This window comes from Pseudopedobacter beijingensis, assembly GCF_042678145.1.
GTDB classification, from domain to species: domain Bacteria; phylum Bacteroidota; class Bacteroidia; order Sphingobacteriales; family Sphingobacteriaceae; genus Pseudopedobacter; species Pseudopedobacter beijingensis.
On sequence record NZ_JBHUDG010000040.1, the window covers coordinates 1 to 16,718 of the forward strand.

Below are 16,718 nucleotides of genomic sequence, written 5' to 3' on the forward strand. Positions count from 1 at the left end.
AATATGGAAAACTCTCTGAGTTTCCCACATTCCAACAGGATAGCAATAGCAATTCTGATTGGAATTCTTTAGTTTTGGGTGTAGCTAGCTAGGGTAAGATTACACGATATCCTGTTTTTTTTGCCCAAATAGTGAGCATGGTAATAATATAAAGGTTACTACATAAATAAATTTTGATATTGATTTCATACACTTAGAAATTTAAAAAACAATAGTTGTTGGATATTCTTATTTCAAAAGAGCCCCAAATTGCTATTCCTCCATCATAGAAAGAATTTACGTCTATGCTGATATTTAATAATTTGTCCTGTTTAGAAAAGGTTGCTTTTTGTTGTGCAAGTACGGCGGTAGTACTTACTATTAATAGAATAAGTGTTTTTAATTTTCATTTTTCTTACGTTTTAAATGTATTATTTGATGCTAGGAGTGGAAATGGCGATCTCCACGAGTTTTTATAATTCTAACCTATCACAAAAATAAATGTGGTACAGCTCAAAATCGTTAACTTAAGTTAATAAGTGTTGAATTTCACATTTGGAGATAATCCTTACTTCGTCCTCAAATAATTACATCGTCATTTTTATTTGTCCCATTTTCTGAAGTTAAAACACACCTTTCTCATTCAATATCTCTTTATATTGCACAATAATGAAATTACAATCAATCCCCGATCTCATGTTTAATAGCATTACTCTTGCCGTATCAAATGCTGTAAATTCGGGTCATTCTTGATACGCTCCATTTCGCTTGCCACAATCTGAACAACGTCCGCTTTAATCTGCCTGTAATTGGCTTCGATGACCTGCTTCATATTGTCGTTACCTTGTTCATCGGTAAAAGATAATATCTGCGGTATCTTTTTGTAGGCTTTGGTTTCGGAACAGACCTTACTATTGTCCACTACGATTTCGCCATGAAATATTTTCTGCTCGATACGCTCATCGAAGTTGTCCGCTACCGCTCCGACAAACATACCCTGCGTCAGGGTGGATATTTTGGAGGCAGGTATTAAGCTGTCCAATTGGGTTGATATGGATGTGGATTTATCATTGCGGTTAATGGTCATGCTTTGGCGTTTCTGCAACACCTTACCAAAACGTTCACTTAGGTTTTTCGCAGTTTCGCCAACCACCTGACCGGAAAAAACATTACCAACTGTATTTTGAATGACCTTGCTTTCCTTGTCGCCGTAATCCCGTGTTAATTGCGAATAGTCTTGAAAGCCCAAACATACGGCTACCTTATTGCTACGTGCTGTTGCAATAAGGTTGTCCAGTCCTCGGAAGTATATCGTAGGCAACTCATCTATGATAACGGAACTTTTCAACTGTCCTTTCTTATTAATGAGTTTTACAATCCTCGAATTGTACAATCCCAAAGCGGACGAATAGATATTTTGGCGGTCGGGGTTATTCCCGACACAAAGTATCTTCGGTTCTTGTGGGTTGTTGATGTCCAGTGAAAAATCATCCCCTGTCATTACCCAATAAAGCTGTGGCGAAATCATCCGTGACAATGGAATTTTTGCCGATGCTATCTGACCCTGCAACTGGTCTTGCGCTCCGCCTTGCCACGCATCCATGAATGCTGACAGGTAGTTTTCCAGTTCGGGATATGAAGTAAGGATAGTAAAAACGTCTGCATACTTTTTATTTAATAACTCAATAGCATGGGGAAATGTACAATATTTCCCGTTTTCATAAATTTTCAGATACCAAATGATTGATGCAAGCAATATAATAGGACTTTCCACGAAAAAATCCCCTTGCTTACTTATCCACGTTCTGTTGAGGTTAAGCATGATGGTATAGGATGCTTCGTAGGCATCGGATATATCCGTCATAAAGTTTGGATTGAGCGGATTGCAACGGTGGCTTCGGCGTGGGTCATCGAAATTGATAACATAAAACTTGGGCTTTACCTTATACTTATCGGAATGTTTCAGCAAATGGTTGTAGGCAATCGTGGAAAGGTCGTCAAACTTGAAATCGTAGATGTACATCGCAAATCCCTTTTCGATGTGTTGCTTGATGTAGTTGTTTACGATGGCGTAGGATTTTCCGGAGCCGGGAGTACCAAGTACAATCGAGGCTCGAAAAGGGTTGACGACATTAATCCAACCGTCATTCCATTTGCCTTTATAATAAAACCTCATGGGGAGATTGACGGAGTATTCATTTTCCATTAGACGGGTTTCCTGTTGGAAACTCTCGTTTTCAGTATTGAAAACATCGTCCATCAAATTGTTGCGGAGTAGTCGGCTCATCCATACACCTGCCATGAGCAAGGCTATATATCCCAAACCCGTTGTAAGGATATAAAGCGATGTGGCAATCCCTGCCGGCAACTTTAACAATGGCGTGTTCAGAAAGAACAGCACAAAGCCAATGGCTAAAGCGGTGTAAATCTTACCACATGTTATCTTTTCATTCTTTACCCCCTTAGTACCGAGACAGCTTAACGCCAATAATACCAGTGCAAAAATCTTGGTGTAAAGCGTGTGTTCAAAAAGCCCTGCGGTACGGTTGAAATTGGTCAATATCTTACCGATAATTTCCAGTGTCCATCCACGTTCGGCAAAGAACCCGTAACAGAACCAGTAAAAGTGCATCAGTACCAACAGAATACTTACGGCACGCATAAAAGCCATGATTTTGGCTAATCCTCTCAAATCGTCTTCTCCTTGCATATCAAAAAATTTAATGATGCAGGAAATTTAGAGGCTATTTAAAAGCACTTAAACAAAGGGGTGTCGGATGGCTTTTGGTGGCAATAGTTGGCTATAAAAATCGGTTACAGTTATTCACTGTAACCGATGATAACTATTCTAAATGAAAAATTCGCCCTCTGTTTTGTAGCCTTTTGCTGTTTGAGTAGGGAGATTAAATAATTCCTCTTTATCTACACTTCTTGTGTAGATGTCATAAATTTTCTCTTTGCCTTTACCCTGCATAAACTTTCCAGTTTTTCTTTCAAGCCAAGCTGTCGCAGTAACACCTACAATTTTTTTGTAGTGTTGTCTTTTTGCCAAAGGGCTTGTTGTGGTAAAACGCTCACGACTGTTTCCGCTAAGGTTAGCTTGTGGGTGTTGGCTGTGGTCATATTTCCACCAAACTGATATTCTTAGTTCTTCGTAACCTATATCCTGCCACATTACAACAGAGGGGTAACCAAATAAATCAGTAAATAAATGTCCATCATCATCATTCGTAGGGGAATAGTCCAGTGAGATAAGACCTTTATCAAGTAAAATATTTATCCCTGCAACAAGTAGGTTTCTATAAGGATTGACTGCTTTTTGAATGGTTGCAGGCTTAGTTTTAGCAATACCCTGTTCTAAATTTTCTTTAAGATTTGTTTGATTTGCATCTTTACTGGCATTAAGAAAGTGTTTCCAATTCTTGAAACCTGCATTTATAGATGCTTTTTCCAATGCTTGAACATAACTGATATTTTCCTGCTTTTTGATTTTTTTGGCTTGACGTTTAATGAAATCGCCTGTATGCCCATTTACTTTATTATTCATCTTTCTACAATTTCTCGTCTGAAAAATGTCACTCATCTACCATATTCCGAAACGAGATAGTTGTTTCGATGATAATAATATATTAAGAGGTACGGTGCTGATACAGCTTTGCTATGATGAGTGGCACGCTTCCGTCTAAAGCATAGAACAAAGTTAAGCAAATATGGGATAACTTTTTCATGTGCTTAAAGAATAATTGAATTTGAGTAACTGTTGAAATTAAAACCACAAAGACCAAGATGTTAATCCTGGTCTTTGATGGTCAAAAAAGCTATTGCTGTCTTCCATGCCTTTTGCGTTTTTTCTTTTTCTTCATACTGTTGGCAAATACCTGTTCCTCGTAGTCTTCGCCCTGTGCCTCCGGCAGTAGTCCACCCAATCCGTCTATCAACAAATCATCGGCCGGCTGTTCTTTATTCAGAAAGTCAAAAAGTGAATGGGTTTCCTCTTTCTCTACGGTGTTGCCCGTGGTCGAGGACTGATTTTGTGCGGATGTTTTTTCAGCTTCTTGGCGTTGCCCGATTGCCTGCTCGTTCCACCAATCATTAAAGACATTAGCCGAAAGGTTTTTACCCAAAGCTGAACCGTTCCAAACGGTACGGCTTTCGTGGTCGATAAAAGTCATACCATATATACGCCCCTCATCGTTGCGCCGTACCACGGTATTGATGCCCTGCTCCAATAACTGCTTTTTAAAATCGGCTTCATTAATGGCGGTGTGCATAGCCATTTCAATGGTACTTTTGAGTACGGCTCTTACAGGGTCGGCTTTCATTTTCTCCTTAGCCTTTGCGAATTGGTTTTGCAGTTCGTCCAGTCCTGCCTGCTTGCCGAAAAGGGATGCCTTAAAAGGATTGCTCGCTTTTTCTCCCTGTTCGTTCAGTGCAAAATAGACAAGCCCATTTTTTTGCTGTCCGTGCAATTCCCCTTTGACTTCCTCGGCTGTGATATTGAAAAGTGAAAGCAAGGCGTTGTATGCCCCAAGACTTGCGTACCCGTAATACTTCGGCAGGTGTCGCACCACCGAAGCGATTTGGCTCTTAACGTCTCCGGCTCTGTAATCCACCGCACGGAATACCTGCTCGTTTCCCGTGCGCTGTTTTTCCGTGGCAGGTACAAGGTTGTATTTTTGCTCCAATGCTCGGCAGATTTCCATTGAGCGTAACTTTTCGTGATTATCGGGTATCTTTTTGCCGTAACGGTCAACACAGGTAGATACGATATGAATATGGGTGCGTTCAATATCGGTGTGCTTGAAAATGATATACGGCTGTTCGCCGTAGCCCAAACGCTCCATGTATTCCTGTGCCATTTTCACAAACTGCGCATCGCTGACCTTATCCGCAGGATCTGGGTTCAGCGAAATGTGCAGTACAGGTTTTTCCGTCCGCTTGTTTACCATAAAATACGGTTCAAAAGAGCGGTGCAACTGTGCTACCGTATATCGTCCGTCCAGCGTTTCCATAATCCTTTGGGTGGCTAATATCTGTCCGTTTTCCTTTTCGACTTTAAGTTGATTGTAAGACAATGCGCCCATCATGTTAGCCCCTCTACCAATTTTTGCTATCATTTTTCATTGCCTTTATTGATGTGATTGGCTTCAAACTCCTGTGTCAATTCCATGATTTCACGACATAGACTTGCCAATTCTGCTGTCTGTTTTTCCAGTTTAAAGAGGTAGGCAGATGCTTTCTTTTCAGAAAAATTGCGGTAGAGTATCTTTACAATCTGATTGTAATTGACACCGATTGCCCTAAACTGACCAAAGAAATTGGTTAGCCGTGTGTAATAATCAATGATAGCCATGTCCACCTTTACGCTTTTAATCGGTTTTTCAAAAAGTACAGAAGTAACAAACTGTGCTTTGTTATCCGCTCCCGATGCTTCAAAAAGCGAAAGGAATTTGGCGTTTTCTTCGTCCGTAAGACGGAAAACATAACGGTGAGTGCTTGGGTCTGCTTTAGGCTTGCGCCCACCTCTGTTGTGTTTCTTTTTCTCATTTCCATTCATCACAAATCCATTTTAATAGTTCAACAAAACCTCGACTTCGGAGAGTGTTTACCAAGCTCCCTGCAAGGGCAAGTGGTTTTGAGGCACAGAAGCGGGTTTCGAGTGCCTCAAAACACAACTTGCTCTGTTCGGGTGAACAGAAAATCCGCCCTGCGGGTCGGATTGGGAAAAGCGGAAAAAAACGGCTTTTCGCCGTTCCGCCCACAACTTCCATACACCAATGATTTTTCCATTTACCCCTTGCATTTAAGTCCTTACAAAGTAAGGGTAGCTTTTCCGAACGATTGCCCTGTTGCCCACAACCAAACATTGCCAACAAATGCCCCGAACTACCGCATTAAAAGAGTGCATCGGAATAACCTGCTTCTTTGCGCTATCAGTCACGCAAGCCTATTTGCAGGCATCCGCTCCCGATGGCAGTTAGGAAAGCCGGAGCGCAGGATTGCAGGAACACCGGAACGCATGACGGCATTCCATACGGCAGGCAGGAACAACGGACAGCATGAAAGCTATCCGGTAGCCGTTCCAACAGGCAGGACGATAGGCAAGCCAACGTTCTTGCCTGTATGAAAGCCGGAATGACGGCACGGCTGACTGAACGAATGAGGGCAAGCCCGACAGACGGAATTGTACCAAGACTGCCGGACAGTGTGCAGGGATGACAGCCCTGCTCCATGCAGGACGGCAGGCAGTCCACGGAAACAGAAACTTAAAAATAGAATAGAAATGGAAGCAACAAACAGGACAAAATTTATTGCTTTTTCAAGCCAAAAAGGGGGCGTTGGAAAAAGTACGTTTACAACGGTTACGGCAAGCATACTCCATTACCAAATGGGGTATAATGTAGCCGTCTTTGACTGTGACTATCCACAGCACAGCATCTGCCAAATGAGGGAACGGGATTTGAAAGCGGTCATGCAAAACGAGGTACTGAAAAAACTGGCGCACCGCCAATTCTCCACCATCAACAAGAAAGCCTATCCGGTACTGCAAAGTAAGGCTGACAATGCCCTAAAGGATGCGGAAGCATTTATACAGTCCTCGACCGTTCCCGTGGATGTGGTTTTCTTTGACTTGACCGGAACGGTGAACACTACGGGCTTGCTCAACACACTGGCAGGAATGCACCACATCTTTTCGCCCATCACGGCAGACCGTGTGGTCATGGAAAGCACATTGAGCTTTACCGATGTGCTGACCAATGTTCTTATGAAACATGGGCAGACCTCCATCGAAACCATACGGCTGTTTTGGAACATGGTCGATGGCAGGGAAAAATCCCAACTGTACGACATCTACGGCAACGTCATTAAGGAAGTCGGACTGCAAGCGATGGAAACACGCATTGCCGATAGCAAACGCTTCCGCAAGGAAAGCGAGGCAACTGCAAAGACCGTCTTTCGCTCCACGCTATTGCCCCCCGACAAAAGATTGCTGAAAGCCTCCGGCTTGGATTTGTTCATCAGTGAATTTTTAAGAACCATTAACCTGTAATTGCTATGGAGAACGAAAACAAGAAAAAGCCAAATGCACCGATTGACGAGGCATATCTCATGTCGATTATGGCAGGCGAAACAAAGAAGCCCCAACAGGTGGAAGCTCCCCAAGAGCCAACGGCAGAACCGCCAAAGGAAATACCCACGGAAAAGCCCGTAGCCAAAGAGCGTACCCGACAAAAGAGGGCTTCCGATATGGGCTACGGGGAGCGGTTTCTCAACAGCCATACCATGACACGCCGAGGCGATAAGAGCATCTACATCCGGCAGGAATACCACGAACGGCTTTCCCGTATCGTGCAGGTTATCGGCGAGGATAAGATACCCCTGTATGCCTATTTGGACAATATTCTCGAACATCATTTTGAACAGTTTGAAAAAGCCATCACAGATGATTTTAATGATAAGTTTAAACCCATTTTTTAAAGTATTCGATTATGAACAAGACACAGCAAAAACAACCGGAAAAGGTATTGCGCAAAGCGCATTACAAATCAGCATTTTTAAGACCGACAGGGGTCGTAGCAAGATGCGGAAAATCGGTCTACATAAGCCCCGATTTCCATAAGAAATTATCCCGTATCGTCTTTCTGCTCGGAGAGGGAGAAATTACGCTTACCGATTACCTGCACAGTGTACTGAAACACCACTTTGAGGAGTTCGGAGACGAAATAAAGATTATCTACGCCGACAAGCAAAAGCCAATCTTATAGCTATGGAAACATTGATTGTAATATGCCTTATTATTGTCATCATCCTTTTGCTGAAAGATAAGGTGGTCATCAATAAGACCGTCCGCAGGGAGATAAAGCCGGAAAAGAAAAGTTCAGACCTGCCGGATATTATGGGGCTTCCCAAGCCTGTGGAACGCCACACCTTGCCCATGAGTGCCACAAAGAACCAATCCGGCGAACGTGACGGGATAACTGATAATTTTGGTACAGAAACCTACGGGATAGGTGTTGGATTGGAAAATCCGCAGATTGAGGGAGAGCCGGAGGAAGTTTTCGGGGATATGTCCGATTTTGAAAATGAGGAAGACGAATGGGATGAGTACGGGTTTGAGGACAGCGACAATGAGTTTGCCACAGGGGTTACCTTTGATGAACTGACAACCGTGGGGGCATGGTTGGAGCAAGATACACTTGAACCTGCCCAGCAACAGAAAGCGGTGGATATAGTTCAGCGATTACAGGGAACGGAATTGTTAAGTCTGCTCGAAAACTCAATGAATGGGGCTTCACGGAAGATTGCAGAGTTGTTGGAGAAGAGCCTCTCCGCCGGAACGGATTTCAGTTCTCCCGATTTGCGAAAAAGTGATTTAGAGGATTTCGACATCGGGGAGTTTGTGTGAAAGGTGTTTAACTTTCTGCGATTATGAAGGCTTGAGAAAAGTGAGGCGAGTGTGTAAGACTGATATGCCATTTTTTAATACCCAAATTTTGAGATAATTGCAATGGTTTTCCAGATAATTTAATGATTGGTTTTCCATTTGCTAATCGTAATATTTGAATATCAGTTAATGAAATACCATCTTCCATACCTGTAAAAAGACACTTTAGTATTGCTTCTTTTGCTGCGAATCTTCCTGAAAGGAACTTAACGCATTTCTCATTTAAAAATAACTGAATTTCTTCTGATGAGAAAATTCTTTTAAGGGTATTAACATCATTTTTCCAATTCAATTTTTCAGATGTTTGGTGCTCCACTAAATCCGTGCCTATTGATACAATCATGATTCTAAATGATAGTATTTTACTTCTTTTTTGAGAGTGTCAAACTCAACAATACCACCTTCATTTTTAATTAAAAATCTAAAAACTTCATATGCTTTTAGAATTGCGTTTTCCCAATCTTCTATTGATCTAACCTTTACTTCAAAATTCTCTGTCATTTCTTTTATAATTGTTAAAGTAGTTTTTGAAACATGAGATTTTTTTTCAAAAAAGTCATTTCTTTTAGCTTCATTAAAAACTATCATTGAAATGGCTTCTTCAGTAATAGCAGCCCTTGCTCCGTCCTCAATTTCATCAATCAGAACATCACTTTTTCTTTTTATTTTCATCATTGCACGAGTGCATGGAGACCATCCAAGTAATGCTGCAAATGAATAATGAAAAATGTCATGATATCGATAAAAATCATTTTCATAGGAATTGTCCGAAATTATATCACCAACCTGTTGCATATTGTTATATACAACTTTTACTAGTTTTTTATCGCAATTACCTACCTCTTGGAAAGAGACTTGAAAATGTCTTGGAATTTGTTCTTCAACAATATAATTTTCGTCAAATAATTTATTTTTTAGAATCATCTTTTTTCTGTTTTAGTTGTTTTTCAATTCTATCATTTATTACACTATCAATATCTACTCTCTGTATAGCCGAATCAATTAGAACTTCAATCTTTCGTTCTTTTAAACCTTGTTGGTAACCTTCGTTAAATTTCGAATTATCTGAACAAGTTTTAACCGAAAGCCCTAGACCAATACTCATTATAACCCCTGCCGCCCATGAAAAATTTGTCAATTTACTTTCATTAGACTTGATTCTATCAAGTAATACATTTGGTGATGCTAATTCTCCATTTAATGAATGTATTACTTCTCCAGAAATACTATTTTGTCCCTTGTGTTTTCCATTATAAACTAAAGACGAACTTGTTAAGTTACTGAACCAAATCATAAAGTATGGGTTTCCTTTATCAAGCACTATATTCGTAGGTCCAGCATTATAAACCGAAAAAATAATTTTTCCTTTAAAGCCTGGGTCAACATGGAATCCTGAAACATTTATCAACCCTTTTATTTTTTGACTAAACTTAATAGAAATAAATGCAATTAGGTCATCTGGAATACTCACTACCTCATCCGTCAATAAAAGAGCAAACTGTCCAGATTTAATTACAATTTGAGTATTTTTGTCATCAAGTTTCTCTTTTTTTCCACTTTTTGAATCGGTCAAATAGGCTTCTTCACCTAATGATAATTCATAGGCAACATTATCTATTCTTTTATCATCAAATTTATCAATGCAATTTGGCAATATTTGCCGTAACTCGTTTGTGCCTAAAAATCCCATACTTTTTAGTTTTAAAAATAATTAAAAGTTATCTATATTATCATTAATACCCCACTTAGGAGGGAACCAATAGTTAATAGGTTTGGAATTCAACTTATAAACTTGTTTAATCCTCACTCTATCACTATTACCCTTTATATCAGGATGTTTAACCCTTGCATATTTATCAACTTCACAGAACAAATTCTGACAGTCTATGAGCTGTAATCTCCTTCCCCAAAGTGTTTTAAAATCCAATCCTAATCGTTCAAACTCCATTTCTTGTCTATCTGTCATTAATTTAATGATTTCAACATTACTTAATCCACCGGTGTTTTTAAAGCATTTACTAATCCCACCTAAAGCTCCAGGACCAGGTACTACAAATTCTGATTCTGAAAAATCAATTATATTAGAGTAATTAATGTCAATTAAAATTTGATATGCTAAAAAATCACCTAATCCCGGAAAACTTTTAACAATGTCAAATGCTTGCTGCATTTTGTTACAATCCATCAGTTGTATAGAAGTGTCTTTTTTCAAGATATAGTCTATCAATTTTAAATGATTAGAGTGTTTTCGTTCGTAGCCAAATTGCCTTACCGAAGGCATTATATATGCTGCGGAATAGATTTTCTTCTTTTCAGCGAAAGCCTTACTTAGAATTTTATCATACCGTTTAAAATCAAATTCTTCATAATTTAAGTCTCCAATATTTCTTTTCAACAACTCCCATGTCTCAATTTTGTTAAACAATTTGAATAAGAGTATTCTAAAAAGAACTTCATTGGGTGAATTGGAATAATCATCATTGTAAATTACCTCTTTAATTAAATACTGGCTTACTCTATCTGAAGCTCTGTAAGCATTTGTAAATCTGTGTTTAGATAAAACAGGGTCATTTGTCCAAGGATATACATTCCCTTGTATCCGACTAAAAAAAACATTTTGTCGTAATACCGCAAACCTCCAATAGCTATCAAATACCTCTGTTGTTTTAGCAGGTGATAATGGCTTATATATTGTAAAAGTGTTCTGCTTTTTAGCTATTGTACTCATTCGTTTTCTACCTTCATTTTGCTTATTAATCCTTTGGCTTGAGCTTTTGTTAAATGATCTAATTTTTCAACTCCAACAAAACAATTAAATCTTTCTAACTCTAATCCAGCTTCCTGTGCTACAAACTTTCCAAGATTGATTAACCCTAACCAGTTGCCATAAGCTCTCTGATACAAATACTGCATAGCATAAAAGCTATTTATTATTAATCCTCCATTTTCTGATTTATAGAATGAAACATGTTGTAAACAAGGAAAACTCTGAAATACGCCATTTTTATGGTCTTTTAATGGATCGAAAATAGCAGCCTGTGATTTCGACCTACGTTTTATTTTAGAATCTTCGCTTAAAGAATCAATAATGATCTCTAATTGATTTTTTCTACCGTCTCCAAATGCTATAAGACGTTCAAAATAAGTTCCCGCACTATTTCGCTTATCAATTTTCTTTAGCCTAGGCAAAACATTTTCTAAATACAATTTATATAGTTCATGCCTATTACTTTTATTAAAAAGGTATAATGATTGTGGAAATATCGTTTCTGAAACAATATCAATTGAATCTAATTGGTGTATTCCTAAATCATTGTTCAATTCATCTTTTACAACGCTGTTTTCTTCAAAATCAGACAGCGTCAAGACTAAAGGTGTAATTTCGTTACCCGAATTATCAATTATATGTTGTAGCGTCTTACACCATGCATTAGACAAATTATTATCTTCTATTAGGACTGGTACATTCATTTTATTAGTTTTCTAAATGTCTATATTCCGCAAAACCAATATAGTTTTGCGGTTGGATTCTCGCAAAGCAACTAGTTTCACTAATTGTTGAATAAATGGAAGATATTCCAGATTTTTTCGCTAAATATAGTGTCCCAATTTCTGTGCTTTTTATCTTTTCTAAATAGTTATTATCAACTACAAAATCAGAAGGAATAACTAAGTAGTTTGAAATTTCTAAATCAATAGGTTTGTTATTTGTTTTAAAATCAATAATCTTGAAATATGCTTTTTCTTCAACGTTGCCAAAATGCTTTTTGAATATTTTGGAAGGTGTTTGCTTAGATAATTCCATGTATTTATACTCATTCATTAACCTATTGACTCTACAATGTGTAATTAATGTTTGGTATCCAACCCCCAATACAGAACTAACTATGTAATAATCAATTTCTGTTGCGGTATTAAAATCAAGTTTTCTTTTTTTGAATTCTGATTGTACACAAGCAATTGGCATTAACAAATGAGCAGAAAATGCATCAACTAATTTCTCGTCATCACTTTTATAATTTGAGTTGTCATTCTCATCGGTAAGAATATCTAATCTCAACCCATGGTTAAAAATATGATGTCCTAATTCATGTCCGCAAGTAAAAACTCTTCTTGGGAACGGACGTAAACGTGAAATAAGTATTTTTGGATAGTTTATATTGTCCATAATTTTATTATTTACATAAAATCCTTCCATATTAATATCTACAAATTGAACATCAATTTCTAATTTAGAACAAACGTCATATATGTTGATAGGCTCATATAAACTGTAGCCCAATTTTAATCTAACCTCACTAGCTTTTCGGATAGCACTTGTATATAGCTCATTCATTTATTTAGGGAGTATTCTTAAAATTTCTAAAAGCTTTTTTCTGTCAGATTCATTCATGTTGCTTAATTCTCGCGCAGCAACCTTTATTTGTTCATCTAAAACCGATTCATCCTCTTCTTTTAGTAATAACCATGAAGTGCTTACTTTATACAACTTAGCAAACTGAATAATCTCCTCTGCACTTACTTTACGCTTTCCACTCTCTATCTCAGAGATTGCAGGTCTTTGTATTTGCAATATTTTTGCGGCATTCTCTTGAGATAAACCAGACATAACTCTTGCTTCTTTTAACCTTTCAGCAATTTGTTCTCTTTCAGTCATATGATATTTATTATTAATTTTTTGACAATGTTAGTAGCTTAGTCGCAGCCTCTTTTATGTTTAGTTGCCTCTTTGTTTTACTATCATGAAAAATATAGCAATCATTTGGTATAGTAATACCTGTTTTAATCTCAATTTGAGAAAAAATAGAGACTAATACTTGACTCATAATAAAATTGCCGGGATAGAAATTCTCGGTTACGACTTCTTCAACTTCCTGATGAATACATACCTCTTGAATAATCTCTATTAGCTCTTTTTCTAATTCTAATATTTCCATAATTGTAAGAATTTCCAACAAAAATATGTAAGAAAATCTTACAATCAAAATATTTTTTGATTTTTTTTATTTAGCAGACACTCACTGCCAACTAATTCCACGGATTTCCACTTTCCCGTAACGCTTCGATTTCCATAAGACTTTTGTTGCGAAAGCCCACACGGGGTGGGCAGGCAATAACAATTTAATTCAGTTAAATCATGGAAAAACAAAGCAAAAAAGTGTTGCTGACAGGCGTTGCGTTACTGTCGGCATTTGGTGTGTTCGCACAGGGCAACGGCTCGGCAGGCATCCAAGAGGCTACGCAGATGGTAACGAGTTACTTCGACCCTGCAACGCAGTTAATTTATGCCATCGGGGCGGTGGTCGGGCTAATCGGAGGCGTTAAGGTGTACAACAAATTTAGTAGCGGAGACCCCGATACAAGCAAGACGGCGGCGTCGTGGTTTGGGGCTTGTATCTTCTTAATCGTAGCCGCGACCATTCTCCGTTCATTCTTCCTTTAAGCCGACGACCTATGAGCAATTATAATATCAATAAAGGTATCGGCAGAACGGTCGAGTTCAAAGGGCTGAAAGCACAGTACCTGTTCATCTTCGCAGGTGGTCTGCTCGGTGTGCTTATCCTCGTCATGATTATGTACATGGCAAGTGTAAACCCTTACATCTGCCTGTTTGTCGGGGCAGGCGGAGCATCGCTCATCGTATGGCAAACATTCGCATTGAACGGTAAATACGGCGAACACGGACTAATGAAAGTCGGGGCAAAGAAAAGGCATCCGAAATACATCATCTGTCGCAGAGCCGTACACCGCTATTTGAGGTTCAACGCTAAATCCAAAGCCCTATGAGAAATACAGGAAAAGCCACAACGTTGGAAAGCAAGTTCCCATTACTGGCGGTGGAACACAACTGCATCATATCAAAGGATGCGGACATCACGGCTTGCTTTCGGGTACACCTGCCGGAACTGTTCACGGTGGCATCAGCAGAGTACGATGCCATCCATTCAGCTTGGCATAAGGCTATCAAGACATTGCCGGATTATTCCATTGTCCACAAACAGGACTGGTATATCAAGGAAAGCTATGCGCCGGATGTGGCACAGGAAGACCAGAGTTTTCTCGCCAAGTCCTATCAACAGCATTTCAACGAACGTCCTTTTTTAAACCATTATTGTTACCTGTTCCTCACCAAGACGACAAAGGAAAGGATGCGGATGCAGAGCAACTTTAATTCGCTTTGCAAAGGTGTCCTTATCCCAAAAGAAATTAGGGATAAAGAAACCGTCCGCAGGTTTATGGAAGCGGTCGCACAGTTTGAGCGCATTATCAATGACGGTGGTTTTGTGAAACTGGAACGCTTGACCGAGGATGACATCATTGGAACAAGCGACAGACAGGGATTGCTCGAACAGTACCTTACCCTGTCGAGGGAAACCGGAACGCCCATGCAGGATATAGCTTTGGGCAGTGAGGATATGCGTATCGGAAACAAAAGGCTGTGCCTGCACACACTATCCGATACGGACGATTTGCCGAACACGGTATCGTCAAATACACGGTATGAAAAGCTGTCCACAGACAGGAGCGATTGCCTACTGTCCTTTGCTTCTCCGGTCGGTCTGCTCCTTAGCTGTAATCATATCTACAACCAGTACCTGTTTTTGGACAACAGCGATGAGAACCTGCGCAAGTTTGAAAAGTCCGCACGTAATATGCACTCATTGGCAAGGTACAGCCGAGCCAATCAGATTAACAAGGAATGGATAGAAAGGTATCTGAACGAAGCACATTCGTTCGGACTTTCTTCCATCCGTGCGCATTTCAACGTGATGGCATGGTCGGATGACCCGAACGAACTCAAACAGTTAAAGAACGACACGGGAAGTGCGCTCGCTTTGATGGAATGTAAGCCGAGGCACAACACCGTAGATGTTGCCACGCTGTATTGGGCAGGCATGGCAGGCAATGCAGGTGACTTTCCGGCAGAGGAAAGTTTTTACACGTTCATTGAACCTGCCTTGTGTTTCTTCACCGAGGAAACCAATTACCAAAGCTCGCTGTCACATTTCGGTATCAAGATGGCAGACAGGCTCACGGGCAAGCCCATCCATTTGGACATTTCCGACCTGCCTATGAAAAAAGGCATTATCACGAACCGCAACAAATTTATTTTGGGGCCATCGGGAAGTGGTAAGTCTTTTTTCACCAATCATATGGTGAGGCAGTATTATGAGCAAGGCTCTCATGTACTATTGGTCGATACGGGTAACTCCTATCAAGGATTGTGCGAATTGATTAAGGGCAAGACCAAAGGCGAGGATGGTGTTTACTTTACCTATACCGAGGATAACCCGATTGCGTTCAATCCTTTTTTTACAGATGACAATATTTTCGACATCGAGAAAAGGGAAAGTATAAAAACGCTCATCCTTACGCTGTGGAAGCGTGACGATGAACCGCCGACACGTTCGGAGGAAGTGGCATTGTCCAATGCTGTGAGCGGTTACATCGACCGTATCAAACAAAGCGATGAATATCCCTCTTTCAATGGGTTTTACGAGTATGTACGGAGTGACTACAAAAAGGGATTGGAGGAAAAACAGGTAAGGGAAAAAGACTTTGACCTTGCCAATTTTCTCAATGTATTAGAACCTTATTACCGTGGCGGTGAATACGATTACCTGCTCAACTCGGACAAGCAACTCGACCTGCTTTCCAAACGCTTTATCGTGTTTGAAATTGATGCGATAAAAGACCACAAAATCCTCTTTCCCATAGTGACCATCATCATTATGGAGGTCTTCATCAACAAGATGCGCAGGCTCAAAGGTGTACGCAAACTGATACTCATTGAGGAAGCGTGGAAAGCCATCGCCAAAGAGGGAATGGCGGAGTACATCAAGTACCTGTTTAAGACGGTGCGGAAATTCTTTGGTGAGGCAATCGTGGTAACGCAGGAGGTGGACGACATTATCCAATCACCCGTGGTCAAGGAAAGTATCATCAACAATTCCGATTGCAAAATCCTCTTAGACCAACGCAAGTACATGAACAAGTTTGACGACATACAGGCGATGCTCGGACTGACGGAAAAAGAGAAATCCCAAATCCTTTCCATCAATCAGAACAACGAATCGTCAAGGCTTTACAAAGAGGTGTGGATTGGGCTTGGCGGTACGCACTCCGCCGTGTATGCGACAGAGGTATCGCTCGAAGAATACTTAGCCTATACGACCGAAGAAACCGAAAAAATGGAAGTCATGCAACTGGCTTCCGAACTGGACGGCAATGTGGAACTGGCAATCAAGCGCATTGCTGGGCAAAGGCGTGATAACGCAAATAGTTATTAATC

At 39.9% G+C, this 16,718-nt stretch carries 19 protein-coding genes; 7 read left to right on the forward strand and 12 right to left on the reverse strand.

Translation table 11 applies throughout. From position 1 onward, the window contains the following. Positions 1 to 688: 688 nt before the first annotated feature. From mobC to mobA, 4 genes are all read right to left on the reverse strand, one after another. Positions 689 to 2,689, reverse strand: coding sequence for a conjugal transfer protein MobC (gene mobC, locus ACFSAH_RS14450; protein ID WP_379663446.1), 2,001 nt, complete (start codon positions 2,687 to 2,689; stop codon positions 689 to 691). 138 nt (positions 2,690 to 2,827) lie between these two features. Next, positions 2,828 to 3,526: a hypothetical protein gene (locus ACFSAH_RS14455; RefSeq protein WP_379663447.1), complete on the reverse strand. Its 699-nt coding sequence runs from the start codon at positions 3,524 to 3,526 to the stop codon at positions 2,828 to 2,830. Positions 3,527 to 3,797: 271 nt separating this feature from the next. Then, positions 3,798 to 5,096, reverse strand: a complete 1,299-nt coding sequence (gene mobB / locus ACFSAH_RS14460) for a conjugal transfer protein MobB (RefSeq protein ID WP_379663448.1) — start codon at positions 5,094 to 5,096, stop codon at positions 3,798 to 3,800. Beyond that, entirely contained in the window at positions 5,093 to 5,536 is a 444-nt protein-coding gene (gene mobA, locus ACFSAH_RS14465; protein WP_379663449.1) for a conjugal transfer protein MobA, read from the reverse strand. The genes mobB and mobA overlap by 4 nt, the downstream gene beginning before the upstream one ends. 726 nt (positions 5,537 to 6,262) lie before the next feature. Here mobA and ACFSAH_RS14470 point away from each other — a divergent pair. Genes ACFSAH_RS14470 through ACFSAH_RS14485 form a run of 4 tightly spaced genes read left to right on the forward strand, consistent with a single transcriptional unit; the run spans position 6,263 to position 8,386 of the window. Continuing rightward, positions 6,263 to 7,030: a ParA family protein gene (locus ACFSAH_RS14470; protein WP_379663450.1), complete on the forward strand. Its 768-nt coding sequence runs from the start codon at positions 6,263 to 6,265 to the stop codon at positions 7,028 to 7,030. A gap of 5 nt (positions 7,031 to 7,035) precedes the next feature. Beyond that, positions 7,036 to 7,458, forward strand: coding sequence for a DUF3408 domain-containing protein (locus tag ACFSAH_RS14475; RefSeq protein ID WP_379663451.1), 423 nt, complete (start codon positions 7,036 to 7,038; stop codon positions 7,456 to 7,458). An 11-nt stretch (positions 7,459 to 7,469) separates the two neighbouring features. Next, positions 7,470 to 7,745: a DUF3408 domain-containing protein gene (locus tag ACFSAH_RS14480; RefSeq protein WP_045756031.1), complete on the forward strand. Its 276-nt coding sequence runs from the start codon at positions 7,470 to 7,472 to the stop codon at positions 7,743 to 7,745. 2 nt (positions 7,746 to 7,747) lie between these two features. After that, positions 7,748 to 8,386 carry a conjugal transfer protein TraD gene (locus ACFSAH_RS14485; RefSeq protein ID WP_379663452.1) on the forward strand — a complete coding sequence of 213 codons (639 nt, stop codon included), beginning with the start codon at positions 7,748 to 7,750 and terminating at the stop codon, positions 8,384 to 8,386. Between the two features lie 7 nt (positions 8,387 to 8,393). Here the strand turns inward: ACFSAH_RS14485 and acpS are convergent, their stop codons facing one another. The 8 genes from acpS to ACFSAH_RS14525 are packed head-to-tail and all read right to left on the reverse strand — an operon-like array spanning position 8,394 to position 13,362. Beyond that, on the reverse strand, positions 8,394 to 8,768 hold the full coding sequence (gene acpS / locus ACFSAH_RS14490) for a holo-ACP synthase (protein ID WP_379663453.1): 375 nt from the start codon (positions 8,766 to 8,768) through the stop codon (positions 8,394 to 8,396). Continuing rightward, a complete protein-coding gene (locus ACFSAH_RS14495; RefSeq protein WP_379663454.1) occupies positions 8,765 to 9,349 on the reverse strand; it encodes a hypothetical protein in 585 nt (194 codons plus the stop codon). Before ACFSAH_RS14495 ends, acpS begins: the two co-directional genes overlap by 4 nt. Beyond that, positions 9,333 to 10,115, reverse strand: coding sequence for a dCTP deaminase domain-containing protein (locus ACFSAH_RS14500; protein WP_379663455.1), 783 nt, complete (start codon positions 10,113 to 10,115; stop codon positions 9,333 to 9,335). Before ACFSAH_RS14500 ends, ACFSAH_RS14495 begins: the two co-directional genes overlap by 17 nt. Positions 10,116 to 10,136: 21 nt before the next feature. Then, complete coding sequence (locus ACFSAH_RS14505) at positions 10,137 to 11,153, reverse strand: nucleotide kinase domain-containing protein (RefSeq protein WP_379663456.1); 1,017 nt, start codon at positions 11,151 to 11,153, stop codon at positions 10,137 to 10,139. Beyond that, positions 11,150 to 11,896 carry a thymidylate synthase family protein gene (locus ACFSAH_RS14510; RefSeq protein ID WP_379663457.1) on the reverse strand — a complete coding sequence of 249 codons (747 nt, stop codon included), beginning with the start codon at positions 11,894 to 11,896 and terminating at the stop codon, positions 11,150 to 11,152. Before ACFSAH_RS14510 ends, ACFSAH_RS14505 begins: the two co-directional genes overlap by 4 nt. Before the next feature lie 4 nt (positions 11,897 to 11,900). Next, positions 11,901 to 12,761: an ImmA/IrrE family metallo-endopeptidase gene (locus tag ACFSAH_RS14515; protein ID WP_379663458.1), complete on the reverse strand. Its 861-nt coding sequence runs from the start codon at positions 12,759 to 12,761 to the stop codon at positions 11,901 to 11,903. After that, positions 12,762 to 13,082: a helix-turn-helix domain-containing protein gene (locus tag ACFSAH_RS14520; protein WP_379663459.1), complete on the reverse strand. Its 321-nt coding sequence runs from the start codon at positions 13,080 to 13,082 to the stop codon at positions 12,762 to 12,764. A gap of 13 nt (positions 13,083 to 13,095) precedes the next feature. Next, entirely contained in the window at positions 13,096 to 13,362 is a 267-nt protein-coding gene (locus tag ACFSAH_RS14525; RefSeq protein ID WP_379663460.1) for a hypothetical protein, read from the reverse strand. Between the two features lie 200 nt (positions 13,363 to 13,562). Here ACFSAH_RS14525 and ACFSAH_RS14530 point away from each other — a divergent pair, with 200 nt between their 5' ends. Genes ACFSAH_RS14530 through ACFSAH_RS14540 form a run of 3 tightly spaced genes read left to right on the forward strand, consistent with a single transcriptional unit; the run spans position 13,563 to position 16,716 of the window. After that, positions 13,563 to 13,868 (forward strand): DUF4134 domain-containing protein, encoded by a 306-nt coding sequence (locus ACFSAH_RS14530; protein WP_058699049.1) that lies wholly within the window; start codon positions 13,563 to 13,565, stop codon positions 13,866 to 13,868. Positions 13,869 to 13,879: 11 nt separating this feature from the next. Next, positions 13,880 to 14,212 carry a DUF4133 domain-containing protein gene (locus ACFSAH_RS14535; RefSeq protein ID WP_379663461.1) on the forward strand — a complete coding sequence of 111 codons (333 nt, stop codon included), beginning with the start codon at positions 13,880 to 13,882 and terminating at the stop codon, positions 14,210 to 14,212. Beyond that, positions 14,209 to 16,716: a TraG family conjugative transposon ATPase gene (locus ACFSAH_RS14540; RefSeq protein ID WP_379663462.1), complete on the forward strand. Its 2,508-nt coding sequence runs from the start codon at positions 14,209 to 14,211 to the stop codon at positions 16,714 to 16,716. Before ACFSAH_RS14535 ends, ACFSAH_RS14540 begins: the two co-directional genes overlap by 4 nt. Positions 16,717 to 16,718: the final 2 nt, after the last annotated feature.